This is a genomic window from Pedobacter suwonensis (assembly GCF_900111825.1).
GTDB lineage: Bacteria > Bacteroidota > Bacteroidia > Sphingobacteriales > Sphingobacteriaceae > Pedobacter > Pedobacter suwonensis.
Genome location: NZ_FOJM01000006.1, coordinates 90321 through 111979, shown reverse-complemented (window position 1 = coordinate 111979; position 21659 = coordinate 90321). Strand labels below are relative to the sequence as shown.

Annotated in this window: 17 protein-coding genes; 3 read left to right on the top strand and 14 right to left on the bottom strand. The window is 40.4% G+C overall.

Annotated features, from left to right (window positions below; genetic code table 11):
• Nucleotides 1-50: 50 nt before the first annotated feature.
• The 8 genes from BM107_RS09265 to BM107_RS09230 all read right to left on the bottom strand — a co-directional run bounded on the left by BM107_RS09265 (nucleotide 51) and on the right by BM107_RS09230 (nucleotide 13909).
• Nucleotides 51-371, bottom strand: coding sequence for a hypothetical protein (locus BM107_RS09265; RefSeq protein ID WP_090982546.1), 321 nt, complete (start codon nucleotides 369-371; stop codon nucleotides 51-53).
• 216 nt (nucleotides 372-587) lie between these two features.
• The gene (locus BM107_RS09260) at nucleotides 588-1559 is read right to left on the bottom strand and encodes a PorP/SprF family type IX secretion system membrane protein (protein WP_090982543.1); all 972 of its coding nucleotides are present in this window, start codon (nucleotides 1557-1559) and stop codon (nucleotides 588-590) included.
• A 22-nt stretch (nucleotides 1560-1581) separates the two neighbouring features.
• The gene (locus BM107_RS09255) at nucleotides 1582-2517 is read right to left on the bottom strand and encodes a T9SS type B sorting domain-containing protein (RefSeq protein WP_090982541.1); all 936 of its coding nucleotides are present in this window, start codon (nucleotides 2515-2517) and stop codon (nucleotides 1582-1584) included.
• Nucleotides 2518-2548: 31 nt separating this feature from the next.
• Nucleotides 2549-3268 (bottom strand): hypothetical protein, encoded by a 720-nt coding sequence (locus BM107_RS09250; protein ID WP_090982539.1) that lies wholly within the window; start codon nucleotides 3266-3268, stop codon nucleotides 2549-2551.
• Between the two features lie 36 nt (nucleotides 3269-3304).
• Complete coding sequence (locus BM107_RS09245) at nucleotides 3305-5464, bottom strand: Ig-like domain-containing protein (protein WP_139222286.1); 2160 nt, start codon at nucleotides 5462-5464, stop codon at nucleotides 3305-3307.
• Between the two features lie 674 nt (nucleotides 5465-6138).
• Complete coding sequence (gene glgB / locus BM107_RS09240; RefSeq protein WP_090982535.1) at nucleotides 6139-8103, bottom strand: 1,4-alpha-glucan branching protein GlgB; 1965 nt, start codon at nucleotides 8101-8103, stop codon at nucleotides 6139-6141.
• Between the two features lie 62 nt (nucleotides 8104-8165).
• Nucleotides 8166-10628, bottom strand: coding sequence for a glycoside hydrolase family 31 protein (locus BM107_RS09235; protein ID WP_090982533.1), 2463 nt, complete (start codon nucleotides 10626-10628; stop codon nucleotides 8166-8168).
• 371 nt (nucleotides 10629-10999) lie between these two features.
• Entirely contained in the window at nucleotides 11000-13909 is a 2910-nt protein-coding gene (locus BM107_RS09230) for a TonB-dependent receptor (protein ID WP_090982531.1), read from the bottom strand.
• A 196-nt stretch (nucleotides 13910-14105) separates the two neighbouring features.
• On the opposite strand from BM107_RS09230, the gene BM107_RS09225 reads away from it, so the two are divergent.
• The 3 genes from BM107_RS09225 to BM107_RS09215 are packed head-to-tail and all read left to right on the top strand — an operon-like array spanning nucleotide 14106 to nucleotide 17904.
• On the top strand, nucleotides 14106-16535 hold the full coding sequence (locus tag BM107_RS09225) for a penicillin acylase family protein (RefSeq protein ID WP_090982529.1): 2430 nt from the start codon (nucleotides 14106-14108) through the stop codon (nucleotides 16533-16535).
• Nucleotides 16536-16541: 6 nt separating this feature from the next.
• The gene (locus tag BM107_RS09220) at nucleotides 16542-16901 is read left to right on the top strand and encodes a hypothetical protein (RefSeq protein WP_090982527.1); all 360 of its coding nucleotides are present in this window, start codon (nucleotides 16542-16544) and stop codon (nucleotides 16899-16901) included.
• Nucleotides 16902-16920: 19 nt separating this feature from the next.
• A complete protein-coding gene (locus BM107_RS09215) occupies nucleotides 16921-17904 on the top strand; it encodes a LuxE/PaaK family acyltransferase (protein ID WP_208864368.1) in 984 nt (327 codons plus the stop codon).
• Nucleotides 17905-17906: 2 nt separating this feature from the next.
• Here the strand turns inward: BM107_RS09215 and BM107_RS09210 are convergent, their stop codons facing one another.
• Genes BM107_RS09210 through BM107_RS09185 form a run of 6 tightly spaced genes read right to left on the bottom strand, consistent with a single transcriptional unit; the run spans nucleotide 17907 to nucleotide 21539 of the window.
• Nucleotides 17907-18344 carry a Fur family transcriptional regulator gene (locus BM107_RS09210; protein ID WP_090982523.1) on the bottom strand — a complete coding sequence of 146 codons (438 nt, stop codon included), beginning with the start codon at nucleotides 18342-18344 and terminating at the stop codon, nucleotides 17907-17909.
• 20 nt (nucleotides 18345-18364) lie between these two features.
• A complete protein-coding gene (locus tag BM107_RS09205; protein WP_244278776.1) occupies nucleotides 18365-18814 on the bottom strand; it encodes a hypothetical protein in 450 nt (149 codons plus the stop codon).
• A complete protein-coding gene (locus BM107_RS09200) occupies nucleotides 18811-19245 on the bottom strand; it encodes a hypothetical protein (protein WP_090982521.1) in 435 nt (144 codons plus the stop codon). The genes BM107_RS09205 and BM107_RS09200 overlap by 4 nt, the downstream gene beginning before the upstream one ends.
• Before the next feature lie 12 nt (nucleotides 19246-19257).
• Entirely contained in the window at nucleotides 19258-19698 is a 441-nt protein-coding gene (locus BM107_RS09195; protein ID WP_090982519.1) for a hypothetical protein, read from the bottom strand.
• Entirely contained in the window at nucleotides 19699-20913 is a 1215-nt protein-coding gene (locus tag BM107_RS09190; RefSeq protein WP_090982517.1) for an ABC transporter permease, read from the bottom strand.
• Nucleotides 20913-21539, bottom strand: coding sequence for an ABC transporter ATP-binding protein (locus tag BM107_RS09185; protein WP_090982515.1), 627 nt, complete (start codon nucleotides 21537-21539; stop codon nucleotides 20913-20915). The genes BM107_RS09190 and BM107_RS09185 overlap by 1 nt, the downstream gene beginning before the upstream one ends.
• Nucleotides 21540-21659 lie beyond the last annotated feature (120 nt).

Here is a 21659-nt window from a genome sequence, read left to right as displayed (position 1 = left end):
ATAGCAATTTCGAATGGAATATAAAAATGTTACAGATTATAAACCGCTTTTTAAAGCGTAAACTTCTTGATAGCTTGAAGGGCAAATTGATTTATCCAGGTAAAAATTCTGAATTTAGTTTGATCAAATTGCGGAAAAGCTTCCCAAACTTCACAAAATGTTTGCTGTAAAATTAGTTTAGCTTTTTCTTCATTATCTACATGCCTGATAATATTCCCATAAATAGCGGCAGAATATTTCTGATAGAGCGCTTTGAATGCAGCACCGTCATAGGGCTGTAGTGTCGTAAAAAAGAATTGATCATCCGATAAATCAGCGTTACCGCCAACATTTACTTCTTGATGGGTATTTCTTTTATATAACGGTTGCATGAGTAATTTGATATGGGATAATAACACATCGACATTCTGTTTGTTTATGCAAGGGAACAAAATCAAACAACCGAATGGAGTAAGAAGCGTACGGCTTCCGAAAATAAAGTCATGAAGATTGACTCCCTGATATTTCTTCAGAATAAACAGGCGGCTTATCCTATATGCTCAGCGATGTAAACGACTATAGACACTGATATTGTAAAAACCAGGGCATCAAAAATAACACTTTGGCTTTCTGCTTTTTGCTGTTTGCAAGTAATAACCAATAGATATCTCGTGAGAGCCATAATCATAGTTACCCAGCTTATTTAAACTATAATCGTAACCGTAACCAATCCTGAGGTTGTTGCGGACAAGGAATTCGGTAATCAGTCCAACGGCACTTCTTGCACGCAAGTCATTTGACAATGCCGGTTTAGGATAAAGTTTTACAGAGGTTCGATACGCAGCACCTAACCAAAACTTTTCCCTGATCAATAAAAAAGCGTTCAGATCTAACGAGGTTGGCCCGTTTAAATCGTCTTTAATTAAAAAAGTGGGTTTGAACGTAAAGTCGTTATCCATGGGAAATACCATGCCGGCCGTTAAATAAAAATGTGGCTTTGCGGCAATATTAAGGAGATTATTATTCCTAAAAACTGGAAGATACTGCGTAAGCAGGTTATTGGCAGAGAAGCCCACAAATAATTTCTGGTTCGAATAATGCACCCCTGCCCTGATATCTGGTACAGTTCTGCTTTCATATCCGGTTGGAATCCGGTTATCGCCGGTTTCTGTAGGATTCAACAAACTACCGTTCAATCCCATTTGTACTACGCCAATGCCAACACCAAATGCCAGGATATTGGTTGCAGTACGGTCCAGTTTAATCCGGTATGCAAAATTACCTGATAAATTCAGGGAATTCTGCGCGCCGATTTTATCTTTGGACACCAATAAACCCAACCCTAAACTTTCTTCTTTAACCGCAGCATCTACAGATAAAGAAAGCGTTTGTGGTGCACCCTGAATAGCTGCCCATTGCGCCCGGACAAAGGCCTGCATATAAAGTTCTTCTTTATAGCCGGCATAAGCCGGATTGATGTAAAGACCATTGAACATATATTGTCCAAACTGGGCATTCTGCTGCGCGAACAGACAGAGATAAAGCAAATTAAACAATATTGTTAAAAATATCTTTTTCATATCCTCACCTTTTAACTTTCATTTATCTCATTACGGTTACGTAACCTTTAAATTCCTGCCATTGCGTATTTGCAGTTTTCACCCTAATCACATAAAAATAAGTCCCATCTGTCAAACCATCTGCAGTCCAATCGTTTAGATAGCCCTTCTTTTCATAAACCGTGCTTCCCCAGCGGTTAATAATGGTAAGCTGATTTTCGTTATAAAGGTCCAAACCCTCAATAAAAAAGGTTTCATTCTTTCCATCACCATTTGGTGTAAATACATTTGGGATTTTAAGTCCGATAACGTCCTTATTATCTATAGACACGTTGTTTGATAGATCAGGATCGGTTTCATTAATGGTAACCGAAGCACGATTAATCACTTTACCGGGTTTAACTGACCTTACATTAATGATCAGCTCTACAAAACTGCCATTAGCAAGAGATGGTATAGTCCACAATACCGTTTTGGTTTGCTGATTATAATTAACGGCACCAACATTAGCAGGATCGACACTAACAAAGATTAGATTTTCCGGAAGCTCGTCTTTAACCTGCAGATTAGTCGCCATGCCCAGTCCGTTATTGCGAACCAATAGATTGTATTTAAATACTTCCGTATTCGTTACCTGCCTGCTTTCAGATCTTTTAATAATGGAAACATCGGCTAAAACCCTTGGTTCCATAACCACTTCCATCTCTTCAGAGCGGTCTGAACTACATCCACCTGAACTAAAGGTAATAACGGTGTATTTTCCGGCTGCATTTACCACATAATCTTGCAAAGTAGCGCCTAAAATAGCTTCTCCATTTCTAAACCATTGATAAGATGCAGCACCTGTACCGTTGGCCCTGAGTTTAACAGTAGCACCTGGTTTAAGGTTCAATCTGTTTGGATCAGGCGATTGCGCAAAGCATGCCGCTGCATAAAGCAGCGGCACACTGAACGCAATTATTCCAAATCTGTTAAACATCACAATAATGAAAACAACTCAACAGTAATACCTATGGTGCTACAGAAATTGTTGCTTTACCTGGTTTAGCAGTAACCGTTATGGCTTTACTTGCAGTTGCGGTACAAGTTGCTGCATCTACAATCGGGACAGTACCAGTAGCATAACTTCCAACAGCAGCGAAAACATAATCACCCGGAGCCACGCCAGCTTTAAGTGTAAAAGTATCTCCTGAACCAGATGCTGTACCCAAAGTGCTAATATCGGTTACCGCGGTACCGCCTAGCGTTGCTGACCAGGTATAGGTCATGGTTACCCCGGCCGGTAGTGTTATTGAAGCATCCTTGCTTGCTGTAATTACAGTAGACGCTGTTTGGTCTGTACAATAAGTACTTCCAGGCGCTGCTACAACGATAACAGGTGCAGGCAATTTTTCCACAACGGTATTATCAGAGGCATCGCTGGGACAAAGATTTGCATCAGCCGGTATAACCTGAACTGAATACGTATGGCTTCCGACAGCCAGGCCGGCAGCAATCTGATAGAAAGCATTTGAACCGTTATAGACTACCGGAGCTTCCGCAGTTCCGTCAACCGTCCATACAATTCTATCGCCGTTAGCTGGTGTATACCCAGAGAAAGCAGGATTCAATTTCACGGTATTCGTTCCGCACAGATATACACTTGGGCTTTGTGCAAGAGCACTTACCGGCAATAAGCAAATTAAAAATACAAAGATTTTCAGGTTACGTTTTTTAGTTCTTTTTGTCATAATTTTAAATGGTTGAGTGAATAATTTATTTTCTTTTTAGTTAATGGATACTGTTGGTTTATGTGGCACCAGCTTAACCCTCAAACTAAAAGGGATAGCGCGTTCACAGCCATTTTCATTTTTAATGTTTAAAACTCCCTGGTACACTGCAACAGGAGTAGTTGGTGGTATGTTAATGGTTATTTCATTTGCCGGTAAAGCCTGATTTAAGACGGCAGGCAATAAATTACCGGCCCAAGAAACACTATAATTTATGGGGTTAGAAATGGCATTGAAGTAAGTAATTTTGGTTGCGGTTAATCCTTCACAAATACTTATTTCCGAACCCAATGTTATGTTGGGCTGGGGATTTACAGCTAATGGAAAATCTACTTTTTTGGCACAATAAGTCGCATCTTCAGCAACGGTATAACTTATTACGGCATTACCAGCAGCTATTGCAGTAACCTTACCGGTGGCATCTATCGTTGCCGTTCCAGCATCAGTTGTACTCCAAACTCCATTTGGATAAACATTGGTAAATGTTGTACTTGTTCCTGCGCACATAACAGTTGCACCACTTATTGCGGGGACAGGGGCATATTGTTTTACTTTAACTTCTACAGCTTGAGCGCCACCGGCATTTTTACATCCTGTTGCTGTATTAACCGCTTCTACATAATAAATAGTACTTGCAATTAAAAGGGGTGTAGTGTATGTAGTACCCGTATTAAATGGCGTAACGCCAGAGGACGAAGAATACCAATTATAAGTGTAACCCGCATCAGGTGCCGTAACTGAAAGTGTAGCAGAAGAACCACTACAGATTATCGTGCCTGGTACGGTAACCACAGGCAACGCATTCACCTTGAATTTTACCCTTAAACGTTCAGAAACGGCGGTAACGCAATAGGTTCTGTTTGCCTGAACATAATAGTTATAATCGCCTGGTGTAAGCGTATTTGGCGGAGCGAAAGTTAGGCCGGTATGTATCAAATTACCCCCTGTTTCAGCATCGTACCATTTGTATTCGGTGCAGGTTTGTGCGTTCTGAACAGCAAATGTTGCCGTTTGCCCCTGACAAACCATTTTTTCGTCTGTAAATGAAGGATCGGCCAATGTGCGCGGCTTTACCAGCTTACGCTTAATATCATATATCCTTAAACGGCTGAAAGCGCCAGTAAGTCCGCCCATCGAAATCTCAAGGCGATCGTAAACATTAGCTACCGCAAACTTTAAGCTATATTTACTGCTTGATCCAGGAAGTAATTTAAGGTCTAAAAACGTACTTGTGTTTGCAAATGCTGACCCGGCTTTAACTCCATTCAGATAAGGCTGTATGGCAAAACCTGTTAAAAGACTGAGATCCAACAGTCCACCACCAGGATTTTCAAGTATAATACTAACCGAATCTGCTGGTTGAGAGGGTTTATTGAATACAGCTGTAAGATATACCTGATTGAGTACGGAAGCACCCACATCGATCAGTGCAAAGCTATTTAGATCAGCATCAATGGCATTGAAAGGGTTAGTAACACTTCCTGTTAGATTTGCAATACCACCTAAAGAAGTTGGTTTCACTCCCGATAATACATCAATTGCCTCATCACAATTGACTGAACCTGTATTGGGTTCCAAAATATACGCATGGAAAATTTTTATTGATAAAGCTGTAGAAACTACCGCACCCACAATCTTAATATATATCCCGTTGAAAGCTTGTGTAGGGGTAACCGTAATTTCCATCTCTCCTGCCCCGCCAATCACCCCAGCAATATTTGCAGCTGTATAAATCGGGTTCTTTGTTGCATCATATCCAGAATCATATCCATAACCTACCAAAGGCTTACTTGCTGAAACAGGATGTAGATCCGTAAAACTTCCAATTTCAAAATTGCTCAGGAGCCCGAGAAGTTCTTTGGGTAGCGCTAGTTTAACTGTTACTGCCGTATTTGCGGCAATTGTGCGTTTACCAGCATTGGTACCATCATTGGTAAATTCCAGAAATTGTGTGGCAGAACCTGTAAGCCCAAGCACTCCAATTGGAACTGATAAGGTTGATGCATCTTTAACTTGCCCATTTACAGCATTTGAAGCATTGGCGATGTTACCGTATAAACTTCCACCTAAAACACTCAATCCATCAAGGTAGGCCCCCTGAAAGTTTGCGTATGTACGCCCTGTATTTTCACACTGTGCATATAAATACGCAGGCATAAAAAATAACAGAAATACCAAGAAAAATTGACAAGAGCGCCTTTTCAATGTGAGTTTGAAATAATGTGAAAAATAATTTTGTCTGTTTGCCAGTACAAACATACTACTGACAAACGCTACATTATCCGTTCACTTTATTCATTAATCATTTATCAAAAAGTAAGAGCGTGACCAGCTGATACCATCATCGAAAAACAGGAACCTTAAGGTAATGCTGTATTTGCTTTCTGCAAAAGAAATTTGATCTCCATATCAAACGCTTTTGTTTCATGCCATCCAATTGATCAGCTTATATCAGGATTATCCGTATCGGGTTACTTTATAGCACTTAGCGCTGCATTTATCATAGCAGGCACATTTTGTGGGCGAAGTGGCTTTGATGAGTGCTTTATATCATCTGGCATCAAACCGATTAATGGGGTACCAGAATAAGAAAAAATTAGACATTTTAATCTATATGGAAGGGATTATGATAGCAATATCTTAGCTTATTGATATTTAAAAAATAATATTGCAAGAGACAGTGTTTATTGTATCTTTGCACCCACTCTGGAAGCTTCCAGTCCGGAGTTTAAGAAAGCTTTCCAGCAATGGGAAGCTTTTCTTATTTAAAGTAATTGATTATCCTTCCAAACCGAATTACAAGGTTTGGAAGGGATAAAGTAGGTAATACCTTATTTGCTTTTAAAAATCACTACTGCTAAGGGTGGTAAATCGACGACAATTGAATATTTTTGCCCATTATAGTCTTTCGGATCGGGAACAATATCTCCCCTGTTGTTGATACCGCCACCATAAAAGCCAATATCATCAGTATTAAAAATCTCTTTCCATTTCGTTTTAAATGGCACGCCAATCCGATAATTTTCCCGAACCACCGGGGTTAAATTTATTGCAATAATCAAAGTATCTTTAGCTTTCGGTCCTTTGCGCATATACACAAATACAGATTCGTTTGCATTATCGGCATCAATCCATTGAAAACCTTCATAATTAAAGTTGAAATGATATAATGCAGGCTCTTTGCGGTATAAAAAATTTAAGGCTTTGACTGTTTCCTGCATGCCTTTATGGGGAGCATACTGTAATAAATGCCAATCCAGTGATTGTGTAAAATTCCACTCTTTGGTTTGAGCAAACTCATTACCCATAAATAACAGTTTTGCTCCGGGATGTGTAAACATATAACCATAAAGTGCCCTTAAGTTGGCGAACTTCTGCCAATCATCACCAGGCATTTTATAAAGCATCGGCGACTTACCATGCACCACTTCATCGTGAGAAAACGGAAGCATAAAGTTTTCGGTAAATGCGTAAGTCATGCTAAAACTCAACTGATTATGATGGTGTTTTCTATTTAATGTATCTACCTTGAAATACTTTAAAGTATCGTTCATCCAACCCATCATCCATTTCATACCAAAACCCAATCCGCCAGCATGTACCGGATGTGTAACACCAGGGTAAGTACTGCTTTCTTCTGCAATAGTTTGCACGCCATCAAAATTTCCATAAACAGCAATGTTCAGATCTTGCAAAAACTGTATTGCTCCCAGGTTTTCACTTCCACCATATTCATTGGTTGCGGATTCTCCTTCCTCCCGGGAAAAAGTAAAATACAACATCGAAGCCACCGCATCCACCCTTAATCCGTCGGCATGATACTGATCCAGCCAGAATATCGCATTGCTGATCAGAAAAGATCTGACCTCATTCCTGTCATAATTAAAAATGTATGATTTCCAGTCCGGATGGAATCCTTTGCGCATATCAGCATGCTCATAAAGATGGGTGCCATCAAACTCATACAAACCATGTCTATCACCAGGAAAATGAGAAGGTACCCAATCCAATATTACCGCAATATTGGCTTTATGCAAGGCATCGATAAGGTACATTAAATCCTGTGGAGAACCGTAGCGTGAGCTTGCCCCAAAATACCCGGTTATCTGGTAGCCCCAGCTTGGGAAAAATGGAAACTCCATTACAGGCATTAATTCTACATGCGTAAAACCCATTTCCTTTACGTAAGGCACTAGCCTGCCGGCCACTTCCCTGCAGGTTAAAACACGTTCCGGATTATCCGGATCGCGCTCCCATGAGCCTAAATGTATTTCATATACCGATATCGGTTGGTCTAAAGCATTCAGCTTTGCCCTCTTATTTAACCAGCCCTTGTCTTTCCATTTATAATCGGTGTCCCAAACAATAGAAGCGGTTTGCGGCGGATGTTCCCACCTGCGCGCATAAGGATCGCCTTTTAAATGTTCAGATTCATCAAAGCCTTTTACAAAATATTTATAAACTTCACCCTTTGCTATACCTGGAATAAAACCTTCCCAAATACCTGACTTATCCCACCTTTTGTTCAGGCCATGTGAAGTATTGGTCCAACTGTTAAAGTTACCCACAACGCTTACAGCAGTAGCATTAGGCGCCCATACCGAAAAATAAACCCCTGCTGTACCATTAACCGAAATGAGGTGAGAACCCATTTTCTCATAAAGCCTGAAATGCTTTCCAACCAGAAAAAGATCAATATCGTAATCGGTAAATAAACTGTGTACCCAAACCGCTTTTGTGTGATCGGTTTTGGCTAAAACTGCTTTTTTTGCAGTAACTTTTTTTGCTGATGGCATAGCTGTTTTTTGGCTAGATAAATTTAGCCCCAAATGCTAAACAACATTTGGGGCTAAAAGATTTACAGACTTAAAATCTGTATCTCAGAGAAATTTTTATTGCATTTGAAATGCAGTACTTGCTTGTCATCCGTATAAAAATCAGTGACTTCTTTATTATCGATAATAATTTTTCTCACCTGGAATTTTACACCAATAACATTACATACATAAAACTCATAATTCGGCGTATACAAGCCTTCAATACGTTGATTTATCTTTATAGCTTGTGTATCACCTTTTACGGTAAACTTCTTTTCGAGGTAAATATCCTGTTCATATGCAAAGGTGTCTCCATGGTCCTCGTACATATATGAATTCACTTCATAATCACTATGATAGATATTCAAAATTACTTCTGTAATCGATTTTTCATCTACATATTGCATTACCGGATATTCTGGTAAAGCAGAACCTGCACGCACAAACATTGGCATGCTGTCTATCTTGGCATCAACGGTATATTCGTTACCGCCTTCTAAAGTCTCATTGGTCCAGAAATTATACCAGGTGCCTTTAGGCAGGTAAACTTTACGCGAAATGGCTCCCTGCTCCAGTACCGGACAAATCAAAAGTTTATCGCCATAGCAAAACTCATCCTGACGGAAGCTGTTGCTGATGTTTTCCTGCTCAAGCATAACCAATGGCCTTAAAATCGGAAAACCATAACGGTGGTGCTCCCAGAATACTGAATATAAATAAGGCATTAAACGGTACCTCAACTCAATAAATTTGCGGTTGATGTTTTCAAAAAACTCACCAAAGCTCCATGGCTCCCGCTCAGCAGTATCACCAGCAGAGTGCGCACGCATAAACGGCGAGAAAGTACCCAGCTGAATCCATCGGGTAAACAACTCGCCATCAGGCTCACCGCTAAACCCACCGATGTCCGTTCCGCAGAAAGGCACACCCGACACCGATAAACGCTGACATTGGATGTTTCCGATCTTTAGGTGTTCCCAGGTGGCAATATTATCGCCCGTCCAAACACTTGCGTAACGCTGCATGCCCGAATAGCCAGCCCTTGTAATGGTAAAGGGGCGTTTATTACGCATAAGTTTTTTAAGCCCTTCGTAAGTAGAACGAACCATCTGCATACCATAAACATTGTGTGCTTTGCGATGAGAGCCGCGATAGCCATCGTAATTGTGGCGTACATCGTTCGGGAAGGTACCCGAGCCAAATACCGCAGGCTCATTCATGTCGTTCCAGAAACCTGCAACGCCCATATCTACCAGTTCTTTGTATAAATTGCCCCACCAGGTACGCACCTTTGGGTTGGTAAAATCAGGAAACTGGCAACGGCCGGGCCAAACATGCCCTTCCATATAATAATCATCGCTGCGGCGGCAAAAAAACCTTTTTTCTTTACCTTCTTTGAACACCCAGTAATCATCATCAACTTTGATCCCCGGATCAATCATCACCACGGTTTTAAAACCATCGTCAGAAAGTTCCTTAATCATCCTCTGCGGATCAGGAAAGTACTTTTTATTCCAGGTGAAACATCGGTAGCCATCCATATAATCGATATCCAGGTAAATGGCGTCGCAAGGAATTTTACGTTCCCGAAACTGCCTGGCGATTTCTTTAACTTTAGTTTCAGGATAGTAGCTCCAGCGGCATTGCTGATAGCCCAAAGTCCATTTTGGTGGCATTGGATGCGTACCTGTCAAGGTAGCATAACGTTTAACTACATCCATGATATGTGGTCCGTGAATATAGTAATACTGCAATTCACCACCATCGGCCCAGAAACTGGTTTTATTTACATCTTCAGATCCGAAATCGAAATATGATTTAAAAGTATTATCGAAGAAAATACCGTATGCAGCCTGGTTATGCAAACCAATATAGAACGGTATGGTACGGTACAGCGGATCTTGGTTCCAGCCATAAGAATAAGCATCGGTATTCCAGTTTTCGAAACGACGGCCACGAAGGTTGAAATTACCCGATTTATCACCCAAACCGAAGAAATTTTCCTCCGGATGGCATTTTTTTGTTGCATAGATATAATAACCACCAAAATCTACATTTTCTTCCCAATGCATCGAGTTGGCTTCATCAACCATCATCACATTGGTAATATTATCATGGAAAGAAATATGGAAATTGGCTTTTTCTATTTTGCAGGTTACAGAATGGGTAGAAATCGTATAATGATCATCATGTTCCTGCATTTTAAATACCGAAACCTTTTGATCTACTTCGGGTACCGCGTAAGAAAAATCATCTAAAAATACACCATGGGGCGCCAGACGGACCCTAATAATCTCATCACTTACCACCCGTATTTCTACCCTCGCATCACCGTCAGAGAAATAAAAACGATTACCTTCTTTCTTAACTTTTTTTACTTCACCAAGATATTGTTTAACAATTGGCTTTACAGATATGTCTACCGGATTGTTCAGGTGCTGTATTTCCTGCTCCTTATCAATCAAATCATTTGTTTCGTTGCTTTTATCGTTTTGCGCTTCCATCCTTTTGTATCTATAATCTAACAAACAATCCCCAAACGGGGATTCGTTTAAGAAAGTACTATAATACAAATATTTTATTAAAAGGGATCAAGCTTTTTTTCAAGGCCCGTTTAGTAAAGTGTATTATTTACACTAAGAAGGTTGTGTCAAACCGGTGTTAAAGGTGAGAAATTAATTTTAAACCAACTTATCAATTATTTTTGAAACTATATTCGATCGGATATAAAAATTAGATAAAAAGTAGAATTATATCCGATTGCATATAATTTTGAATTTATGAGAAAGAGATCTAATAAACTCAAATTCATTAGATTTTAAATAAAAAAGCCCGCTGAGTTGGTATACAGCGGGCTTAAAAATCAATAAGTTAATTATGGATTAAAGGTCAACCCAACATAGTAGATTGCACCTGCCATAGGGTTACCATAAGAAGTGATATAATATTTATTCAACACGTTAGAACCGCCCAATTTAACAACTGATTGCACCGAAGGAATCCTTAAGCTGACCTGGGCATCCAGAGAACTGTATGCAGGTACCTGACCAGAAGCAAAAGATGAATTCCAATAGAATTGATCTTGCCACCGGTAAGCAACATTGAAACCAAAATTTTTAATGATCTCTTTATTACCCAGGCCCAGATTATAACGGATTTTCGGCGTATTGAAATCGTTAATGTAGTTAACCGGCAAATCCCCGATCTGGTTGTAAGAGACGTTACCGCTCATGTTCCATTTGCCTACCAGGTAATCAAGACCTAAAGCAGCGCCGTAAGAAGTTACTTCTCCTTCGGCATTAACTGGAACACCGAATTTCACAAAACTTCCGTTTACATTCTGATAAACGTCGACAGCTGTAATAAAATCTTTATAAATATTGTAATAACCATAAGCATCAATCAATAAATTAGGCAAGATCAAACCTTTATAGCCTAACTCATAAGATTGTACACTTTCAGGACGTACACCTTTGGCGTCAAAATTATATTGTTGCAAAAGCGCCGGATTTGGCGTTCCCGTAGCCGCAGCCGATGCCAGAAATGCGCGGTAGCTCACATCAGTATAGGGTTTGTTGGTATCTAAGTGGTACTTGTCGAAGATAATTTCTGGCAAACCACCAATTAAGCGCTGCGAACCACCACCAACAGATAGATCTATATATTGGTTTTGCGTAGTTGGGTTACGATAACCGGTTTGATAGGAAACCCTGATGTTGTTATTTTTGGCAACCGTAAATACTCCGGTTACTCTTGGTGTAAAACGGCCTTCAAAGTTCTGGCTTTTATCATAACGGCCGGCAAAGGTAAATTTAACCTTGTCGTTAAAGAACTTTTTACCGATCTGTCCAAATGCACCATATTCTTTAATGTCAATGGAATTAATTAAGTCATTGAAAATGGTTCCTGCCGAATTTAAATCATAAAGACGGTAAGAGGCACCAACCTGAAATTCTACCACATTATCAAAAAGATTGGTAAAGTTATACATTCCTTCGTAGTGGTATAAATTGGATTTATCATCGAATTTAGCACCATAAATACCTTTGGATGGATCAGAAGCACTGATGGTGGTATTCATAATCTTATCTTTTGCCTGATTAAACTGAGGCGAACCTGGCTCAAAACGCCCCTGGTTAGCGGCAGTTCTGGCTAAAGCATGTGCGGCTGCATCACTTTGTCCGGCAGCCCTGGCACCTACATAATTGCCAATATATTGTGGAAACCATGTGGTAGATGGTTTTGAAAGTTCATTAATATAACTGCCTAAAATAGATGAAATATAAGAATCGCCCGACCGCTCCTGAGTGGTATATGCTTTAACGAAGAAATCTTCGCCCTTTATTTCCAGTTTATACTGGCCAATATTAAAATTACGTAACGAGTAACGATCAGAGCCGGTATAAACTGAAGTTCCTGTACCCCAATTGGCTTGCGCTACTGCCTGCACTGTATTGCTGATATTGTAATATAATGCCCCGGAAGCTTTTAGTGATTTAGTGCCATAATCAACAAGATTTTCTTCATTATAGCCCGTTCTTGATACATTTTGATCAGGAATTAAATTAGCCTTTAAGCCTACATAAAAGGGCAGATAATTTTGTACTGCCGGACGTAATGCTGCAGGCAGACCAGCAAGAAAACCAGCCTGTTGCGCCGCATTTGGAATAGTTGCCCCGAAAGCGCCGTCCATAGCGGCTTTGATGTTAGGGATTAAACCACCCGAACCTGCATTAATTCCTGAAATGGTGGCATTTTGAACACTTAGCGCCACATTTCGCATATTCTGGCTTACCTCATCTCCATAAACATTTATCCCATCGTAGTTGGTGTCGCTGTTGCGGTCGCCAGCTTTAGCGGTTCTGGCAATCCTGTCGAAATTTGAATAGTTATTTCCAAACCAGTCTTTGGCCTGAAGAAATGAAAACGCAGCTTTTACCCCAAATTTATTGTTCCATGATTTTGCCATGCGTACATCCAATTGATTGAAAGGCTGTACCGTACTGTTATTATCATTAACATGGTTAACACCTGTTTTGTATTGAAAACTAGCACCAGGATATTTGAAAGGATCTTTTGAAGTCATTAATAAGGTACCGCTGATGCCGCCCGCTCCGTAAAGTGCAGATGAAGCACCTGGCAAAAGTTCCACATTATCCACATCAAGTTCGGTAATACCCACAATGTTACCTACAGAGAAATTTAATCCGGGAGCCTGGTTATCCATTCCATCTATATATTGGTTAAAGCGCGTATTACCATTTGAATTAAAACCGCGGGTATTGATCGACTTGAAAGTTAAACTCTGCATGCTGCTCTCTACCCCTTTCATATTGTTCAAGGCATCGTAAAACGACGGCGCAGCGATCTCCCTGATTGTGGCTGCACTCATCCGTTCGATAGAAACCGGCGATTCTAAAATACGTTCCGGTGTACGCGAAGCAGAAACCACCACATCCCCGCCTAATACAATTGCGGTTTCCATTTCGAGATTAATACCTGAAGTACTCCCTGTAATTTGCTGCTCAACCGTACCATAACCTACATAAGATGCCACTAAAGTAAAAGGTAATTTTGCCGTTGTACTAAAACTGAAAGTTCCGTTGGCTGTAGATGCCGTACCGCCTGACTGGCCCTTAATGGTTAAACTAACTCCAGCCAATCCTTCTTTAGTCTGCTTGTCTTTTACGGTTCCGCTTACCGTAATACCTTGTGCCCGTGCCGCCATATTACCAGCAAACACAAATAAGAACACATAGAAAATCTGTGTAAAAATCCTGCTCATACGCGATTATTAATTTGGTTATTTGTATTATTAGTTATATAAACTTAATTTCTTTTTTTGAATTAAACAAATTATGTAAGCATAATATTTTCAAAACAAATTATAATTTTGATTGATATACAGTTTGTTGTATTTTGCATTAGACATAAACCGTCATTTTGCCCTATCTTAGCAAAAGACTTGTTAGCTAGCCATTATGAATAAAGTTAAAGCCCTGTTCTGCATCGTAATCCCGATCGCATTAGCTTTTTTATTTAACACCAAATTAGGCAACATGCCTCCATTGTTAAAATTTCTAAATCCTTTTATGGGTTTCTGGCAAAATGCAGAGAACAACCATTTTATGTTTAACCATAAAACGAAAATAAAAGGAGCGATTGATAAAATTGAAATCGTTTTCGACGATCGCATGATCCCACATATTTTTGCGCAGAATGATCACGATCTTTATTTGGCACAAGGTTATGTTACGGCTATGCACCGCCTTTGGCAAATGGATTTCCAGACCCGTTTTGCCGCCGGAAGAATTAGTGAAGTGGTGGGCGATAAAGCGATAGAGGTAGACCGGTATCAACGCCGGATGGGCATGGTTTATGGCGCAGAACGCTCATTGAAGGGGATGATGGCCGATCCAAAAGCTAAAGAAATGATTTTAGCCTATACCGAAGGAATTAATGCCTACATTAAAACACTTTCTAAAGCAAATTATCCGATAGAATATAAAATTCTGGATTTTAAACCCGAAAACTGGACACCTGTAAAATGTGCTTTGTTGCTGAAGCAGATGTCGGCCGTATTAGCAATGGGTTCAGATGAATTTTACATGACCAATATCCTCAAAAAATTTGGCCCTGAGGTGACTAAAAATCTTTTTCCGGATTATCCTTTCCGCGAAGATCCCATTATCCCCGTTGGCACGAAATGGAATTTCTCTCCTTTACCAATACCTAAAACGCCAGAAAGCTTCACGCAGGCACAAACCGGCGAAGTGAAGACCGCTCAAAAAGTAGAAGGTATTGGCAGTAATAACTGGGCGTTATCCGGTACAAAAACTGCATCAGGATATCCGATCTTAGCAAACGACCCCCATTTAGATTTAACACTTCCATCAATCTGGTATCAGATTCAGTTACATGCGCCTGGGGTAAACACCTATGGGGTTTCTTTACCTGGTGCTCCTGGGGTAATTATAGGCTTTAACCAAAAAATAGCCTGGGGAGTAACCAATGTTGCTGCTGATGTACTCGATTTTTATCAGATTAAATTTAAGGATTCGACCCATCATGAATATTGGTATAACAATAAATGGAACGCTACCAGCAAAAGACTGGAAACCATTAAAGTACGCGGCGGAAAAGATGAAGTAGATACCGTTTACTACACCCATCACGGCCCGGTTGTTTATTTCCAGAAACCAAAATATGGCAGGGCCGACAATGTGCCTGTTGGCGATGCACTCAGGTGGATCGCACATGATGAATCAAATGAACTCATGACTTTTTATTACCTTAACCGGGGTAAAAATTATAACGATTACCGCAAAGCGTTAACTTTTTATACCGCTCCTGCACAGAATTTTGTTTTCGCCAGTATAGATAATGATATCGCCATTACGCCAAATGGTAAATTCCCTTTAAAATGGAAAGACCAGGGTAAATTTATTCTAGATGGTACCGATCCTGCTTACGATTGGCAGGGCTGGATCCCAAATGCACAGAACCCAACGGTTAAAAATCCGCCGCGTGGTTTTGTGAGTTCGGCCAACCAGTCTTCTACCGACACCACCTATCCATACTACATCAACTGGGAATTTGCACCCTATGAGCGAGGCAAACGTATTAACGACCGTTTATCGGTAATGAAGAAGGCTAATTTAGACAGTATCCGCCTCATGCAAACCGATAATTACAGCATCATGGCACAGAACCTGGCTCCAGCTTTATTGCCTTTACTGAACAATGAACAGTTAAATGCTACGCAAAAAGAAGCATTGGCTTACCTGCGCAAATGGAACAAACGTTATGATGCCCATGAAATTGCAGCCAGCGTATTTGAAATCTGGACTAAACGCTTATCATATAATATCTGGGCTGATGAATTTGAAGTGAAAGGCATCCCGATGCGTTATCCTTCAAGAGACCGTACGGTGGAGATGATCTTAAAAGAACCCAATGCAACCTGGTACGATAACATCAACACCAGCAAAAAAGAGACGTTATCTGATCTGGTAAACGAATCCTTTAAATATAGCTGCGATAGCCTTGAAAGGCGCTTTGGACCAATAAATAAAGATTGGGCCTGGGCAAATGTAAAACAGACCAATGTGCCGCACCTGGCCAAAATACCAGGATTTGGTTCGAAAGTTTTACAGATTGGTGGCGCCAAAAGCACCATTAACGCTTTGAGTGAAACCAACGGACCTTCCTGGCGGATGGTGATTGAGCTGGGCAAAATACCAAAAGGCCATGGTGTTTATCCGGGTGGACAGTCGGGTAACCCGGGAAGCAAATTTTATGATAATATGATCGATACCTGGGCAAATGGCAAATTATACGATCTGTTTTACATGCAAAATCCTGATGATAAATCGGGCACAGTTATTTCTCGTTTAAAAATATCTAAATAGTTTAAAATGGTTTTCATCGTTATATTAATTATTTGTTTCCTTTTACAAATGATTGCCCCTTGGTGGGTCATCATCGTCATTTCTTTTGCTACCTGTGGTATTATTGGAAAAACAGGAAAAATAGCCTTTTGGCAATCATTTTTTGCCATTTTTTTGCTTTGGATCGGCTATGCCTTGTTTAAAAGCCTGCCTAATGACAATGTACTTGCCGGCCGCGTAGCCTTAATGACGGGCATAAAAATATGGTGGGCATTGCTATTGCTTACCGGAATTTTAAGTGGCTTGGTGGCAGGAATTAGTGGTTATTGCGGCTATCAGTTCAGAATGGCTATGCTGGCTAAAAAAACTGACGAGAAAATAGCATAATGCTTTGTATTTTTGCCTTGTGAATTTAACCCCTAACGAGATTTTCTCTGTAAAAGACAGTAATGCATTTAATGCCCTTGCTTTAAATATTTTTAAGTTACAGGCCCAAAATTGTAATATTTACCGCGAATATATCTTTCACCTTGGTATTGATGCCGAGTTGGTAACCGAAATTTCAGCTATTCCGTTTTTACCCATCAGCTTTTTTAAAAGCCATGCTGTTCTGAGCAGCAATAAACCTGTTGAAATTACCTTCAGCAGCTCGGGTACAACGGGTATGGTCCAAAGCAGTCATCATGTAACCGATGTTATGTTATATGAACAGAGTTACCTGCAGGCATTTGCCCGGTTTTATGGTAACATTACCGACTATTGCTTCCTGGCATTGTTACCTTCCTATCAACAAAGGTCGGGTTCGTCGTTAATCTACATGGTAAACGACCTGATTGAAAAAAGCGGTCATCCGCAAAGTGGTTACTTTTTATATAACCATGAAGAGCTGTTACAAACGCTGCTCGATCTGAAAATCAAAAAACAGAAAACAGTTTTAATTGGCGTAACCTATGCGTTGCTTGATTTTATAGAGCAATATGATATTGAGTTTCCTGAGCTCATTGTAATGGAAACCGGCGGAATGAAGGGAAAACGTAAAGAAATGATACGCGAAGAGCTTCATGAGCAGTTAACCAAAGGATTTGGTGTAAAAAATATCCATAGCGAATATGGAATGACTGAATTGCTTTCTCAGGCTTATTCTTTGGGTGAAGGCATTTTCAATTGCCCGAGCTGGATGCAGATTTTGATCCGAGACACCAATGATCCTTTAAGCTTAATGGAAACCGGCAGGACCGGTGGCATCAATGTAATCGACCTGGCCAATATCAATTCCTGTTCATTTATTGCCACTCAGGACCTGGGCAAAATCAATCCCGATCAAAGTTTTGAAGTACTGGGCAGGTTTGATCATTCCGATATCAGGGGATGTAATCTTTTGGTACAGTAATTCTAGTTCACCTTATCAGCACAACTGGCGCATAAGCCTGTGGCAATCAGATTAAGATGATTTACCTTAAATCCGGCAGGAACTTTTAATGCCGGAATTTTAACGGTATCCAAACAGTAAATTTTATGGCAGTTATCGCAGTTAAAATGCACATGCTCATCATGATGCTCATGCGCACTGCAACCATCCGAACAAATGGCATAATTGGCCGTGCCCTGCTGGTCTAAAACCTTATGGATAATTCCCTTCTCTTCAAAAGCCTGCAAAACACGGTAAAGGGTAACACGGTCTGCATCCTTTCCCATCACCTGCTCTAAATAAGGTTGAGATGTGGCAGAATCCCTTCCACTTAAAATTTCCAGTACCTGCAAACGCGGGGCGGTTCTTTTTAGTCCGTTCTTAACCAAAAGTTTTTCAAAACGTGCAGTATTATCTTCCATAGCAATACAAAAATAAGCAATTAATCAATGAGTTTGGCATTTTTGATGGTTATTGGTGGCTTATAGCTCGCATCCTTTTCTTCTAATTTTAAAACGCCCTGTACGTGGATGGGCTTTTCAGAATAAGGAACCGCATTCGTCATCTCAATCATAATCATCACCGGAACACCATTTTGTCCGCAAAAATAACATTGATTAATAGGCAAGGTGGCCAAAAGAAATTTCTGCTGTTTCTGTCCGCTTTTGATAGGAATCAGGTAACCGGTTAAATCAAATTCCCTGTTTTCAAAACGCCTGATTGTTTCTGTAAAAAGAGGGAGAATTTCATTCTTATCAGTCAGTTCAAACTTTACCGAGCCAATCACGTCCCAGTTTAAAGAGCGTAACTGGTCATTCGGGTTATGCTTTTTCGTTTGTGCCTGAGCTGAGCAAACTAAAAACAGAATTATAACAACATATAAATACTTCATTTTTTTACTGCATCTAAAAGGAAAAAAGTAGACCGGCTATCGCCCGAATCATTGATTATAAATTTACCACGAAGGGTAATGGGTGTCTCAGTCCAGTTGATGGGTTTTAAAGTTTTCACTTCTATCATTGAGGGTATATCGCCCGTGCCACAATAAGGACAAGAAGCAACTGGAACCATAGAAAACATAAATTCATTAAAGCTGTTACCAACCTTAGTAGGAATAATGTACCCCGGAAGCTCAATTATCTTATTATGTATAGCCTTTAGTGCGGGTGGAAAAACAGCCTGCCAAACAAGGGGTTTTACCTGCTTATCGTATTTCAGACCGATAAGATTCCAGGTAGCGGTCCGTGTTTCACGATGAACAGGTACCTGGGCAAACGTAGTCTTGGAAATTAAAACAAAGAGTAACAGCATGTATTTCTTCATCACTAATCGGGTTTATAACTGTTTTGCGTTTAAGAGAAAAAATTCACTCCTGTCATCGCCTGAATCGTTAATGACGAAGATTCCCTTAAGTTTAATGGGTTTTTCGGTAATGGGTATTGCATTTAGCATTTTTACCTGCACCATTGACGGAATATCACCTGAACCACAATATGGACAGGAAGCAATAGGCACTATGGACAGCATGAACTCGCTGAATTTCGATCCGACCTTTGTTGGGATGATGTAACCGGGCAATTCAATTATCTTATTGTTTAGTGCTTTCAATGCTGGCGGAAAAACACTCCCCCATTTACGGGGCGCAATTTCGGCATCGTACCTCAGCCCGATTAAATTCCAGGTTGGCGTGCGCATGTCGGTATGTACCTTAACCTGCGCAGCCAATTTCTGGTAACCTAAACATAAGAAAACTAAAAAAATCAATGTCTTCATCATTTAACGGTCTTTCGTTAATGTTTCCGCTATATCAACTTTGTAAATCTGCATGGCAGGAATAAGCGAAGCCAAAGCGCCGATAAAAAGACCGGTCCAGATCAGGTATATTTCTTGAGGGAAAGCAGTAAATCCTGTTAATCTGGCCTGAGAAGCTCCCTGACAGGCCCCAATCACCTCCAGGGCAACATGCCCGATGAACAGTCCCAAACAGGTACCGATAAACGTTACCACAATTCCTTCAAACAGGACCAGAAAAAATACTTTAAATTTTGATGCACCTAAACAACGCATAATGGCCAGGTCGTATTTCCGTTCTTTCATCGCATTATAAAGGCTGATAAAAATGCTCAGCGCCGCAACTCCCATAATAAAAATGGCAAACCATTTTAAGGTATCAATTCCAACCCCGATAAGCGAAAATAGCCTTGAACTTTCCATTGCCGGAGAGGCTGCCTGCATATTGGTACTCTGGTTAACCATCCGAGGGAAAACAATTACTGACATTGGTGATTTATACTGGATCAACAATGCTGTAATCTGTTTATCGCTAATTTCTCTGGTCTCTTCTGTTGTTGTATGGCTATGGTTTTCGTCATGCTTCTCTTCATGCATTTTGTACACACTGCCAATATTGGTAAGAATCAGGTTATCAGTTATGTTACCCTGTGGTTTCAAGATTCCCTTAACCAGGTATGCGTGCTGCTTATGGATATCGCCGTTGCTCGTTAATCCGTGCGCTCCGAAAAACGAATCGCCAACTTTCAGTTTCGATTCAGAAGCCACTGCACTGCCTATGGTTACCTCCAAATCTTTTTGCCAGAAATTTCCCTGCTGAACAGCTAAACCATAAAGGTGGCTGAAAGTGGTATCGGTACCTACAATGCGGTAACCCTTATAATTATCGCCTAATGCCAATGGAACAGCCCTTTTTACCATGGGGTTGTGCATCAATTTGTAGGCATCTTTGGCTGAAATATTTCCGGTTGGGTTATCAATATGGTAAATACTGCTTAATATTAATTGCAACGGACTTCCTTTTGCGCCCACAACCAGATCAATATCCTTTGCATTTTTTTCCAGTTTGTTGTTTATCTGTGTAGAAGCGAGAAAAAGAACAGAAAGAATGCCCACACCAAAAGCCACTAAAATAATATTCAGAATGGTGGTTAACTTATTCCTGGTTAGATTTTTGCCGCTGATTTTAAAGATATTCATTAGAGTAGATAGGTTTTAGTAAAGTGATCCCGAACCCTTGCATCGTGGGTAGCGATAAGCAGTGCCGCACCATTGTCTTTAGCGCGGATAGCCAACATCCTGATTACCTGACTGGCGTTTTCGTCATCTAAACTGGAAGTTGGCTCATCAGCGATCAGGAGATCGGGTTTATTTACCAATGCACGTGCTACCGAAACCCTTTGCAGCTGGCCCTGACTTAATTGATCAGGATAATTTTTCGCCAGCTCGCTAATACCCAGATCAGCTAAAAGCGAAAGGTTTCGTTCATGATCTACCGGCAAACCGGCCATCACCGCAGCAAGCTCCAGGTTATCGAGTACGTCTAAAGAACGGATAAGATGTGGTTTTTGAAAAACAATGCCAATATGCTTCCCCCGGAAACTATCGCGCTCACGTGCAGACAAAGCATACAAATCGGTCCCGTTAATTAAAACTTCACCTTGTCCCGGCTTTAAAAGACCGGCAATAATATTAAGAAGTGTACTCTTGCCACTGCCTGATGCACCTAATAACAGCCATTGCTCCATATCGCCGATTTCCCAATCCGGAAACTTCAAACTCCTCCCTTGATCATAAACATGCACTAATGAACTGATCCTAATCATGACGAACTACTTTTTGCACTTTTTTAATAACCAGATTTTTTATTGCATAACGCCTGTAAAGTGCTATCCCATCGTTTTTGCCGTGTTTACAAGCAGGGCTTAACACTGAAATAAAGAATA

What these genes read in the sequence shown, in the direction of transcription:
- BM107_RS09235 (WP_090982533.1), bottom strand. Translation starts at nt 10,628, where the DNA reads ATGGAAGCGCAAAACGATAAAAGCAACGAAACAAATGATTTGATTGAT.
- BM107_RS09255 (WP_090982541.1), bottom strand. Translation starts at nt 2,517, where the DNA reads ATGTTTAACAGATTTGGAATAATTGCGTTCAGTGTGCCGCTGCTTTAT.
- BM107_RS09260 (WP_090982543.1), bottom strand. Translation starts at nt 1,559, where the DNA reads ATGAAAAAGATATTTTTAACAATATTGTTTAATTTGCTTTATCTCTGT.
- BM107_RS09225 (WP_090982529.1), top strand. Translation starts at nt 14,106, where the DNA reads ATGAATAAAGTTAAAGCCCTGTTCTGCATCGTAATCCCGATCGCATTA.
- BM107_RS09205 (WP_244278776.1), bottom strand. Translation starts at nt 18,814, where the DNA reads ATGAAGTATTTATATGTTGTTATAATTCTGTTTTTAGTTTGCTCAGCT.
- BM107_RS09265 (WP_090982546.1), bottom strand. Translation starts at nt 371, where the DNA reads ATGCAACCGTTATATAAAAGAAATACCCATCAAGAAGTAAATGTTGGC.
- BM107_RS09190 (WP_090982517.1), bottom strand. Translation starts at nt 20,913, where the DNA reads ATGAATATCTTTAAAATCAGCGGCAAAAATCTAACCAGGAATAAGTTA.
- BM107_RS09200 (WP_090982521.1), bottom strand. Translation starts at nt 19,245, where the DNA reads ATGAAGAAATACATGCTGTTACTCTTTGTTTTAATTTCCAAGACTACG.
- BM107_RS09210 (WP_090982523.1), bottom strand. Translation starts at nt 18,344, where the DNA reads ATGGAAGATAATACTGCACGTTTTGAAAAACTTTTGGTTAAGAACGGA.
- BM107_RS09230 (WP_090982531.1), bottom strand. Translation starts at nt 13,909, where the DNA reads ATGAGCAGGATTTTTACACAGATTTTCTATGTGTTCTTATTTGTGTTT.
- glgB (WP_090982535.1), bottom strand. Translation starts at nt 8,103, where the DNA reads ATGCCATCAGCAAAAAAAGTTACTGCAAAAAAAGCAGTTTTAGCCAAA.
- BM107_RS09250 (WP_090982539.1), bottom strand. Translation starts at nt 3,268, where the DNA reads ATGACAAAAAGAACTAAAAAACGTAACCTGAAAATCTTTGTATTTTTA.
- BM107_RS09245 (WP_139222286.1), bottom strand. Translation starts at nt 5,464, where the DNA reads ATGCCTGCGTATTTATATGCACAGTGTGAAAATACAGGGCGTACATAC.
- BM107_RS09195 (WP_090982519.1), bottom strand. Translation starts at nt 19,698, where the DNA reads ATGATGAAGACATTGATTTTTTTAGTTTTCTTATGTTTAGGTTACCAG.
- BM107_RS09220 (WP_090982527.1), top strand. Translation starts at nt 16,542, where the DNA reads ATGGTTTTCATCGTTATATTAATTATTTGTTTCCTTTTACAAATGATT.
- BM107_RS09185 (WP_090982515.1), bottom strand. Translation starts at nt 21,539, where the DNA reads ATGATTAGGATCAGTTCATTAGTGCATGTTTATGATCAAGGGAGGAGT.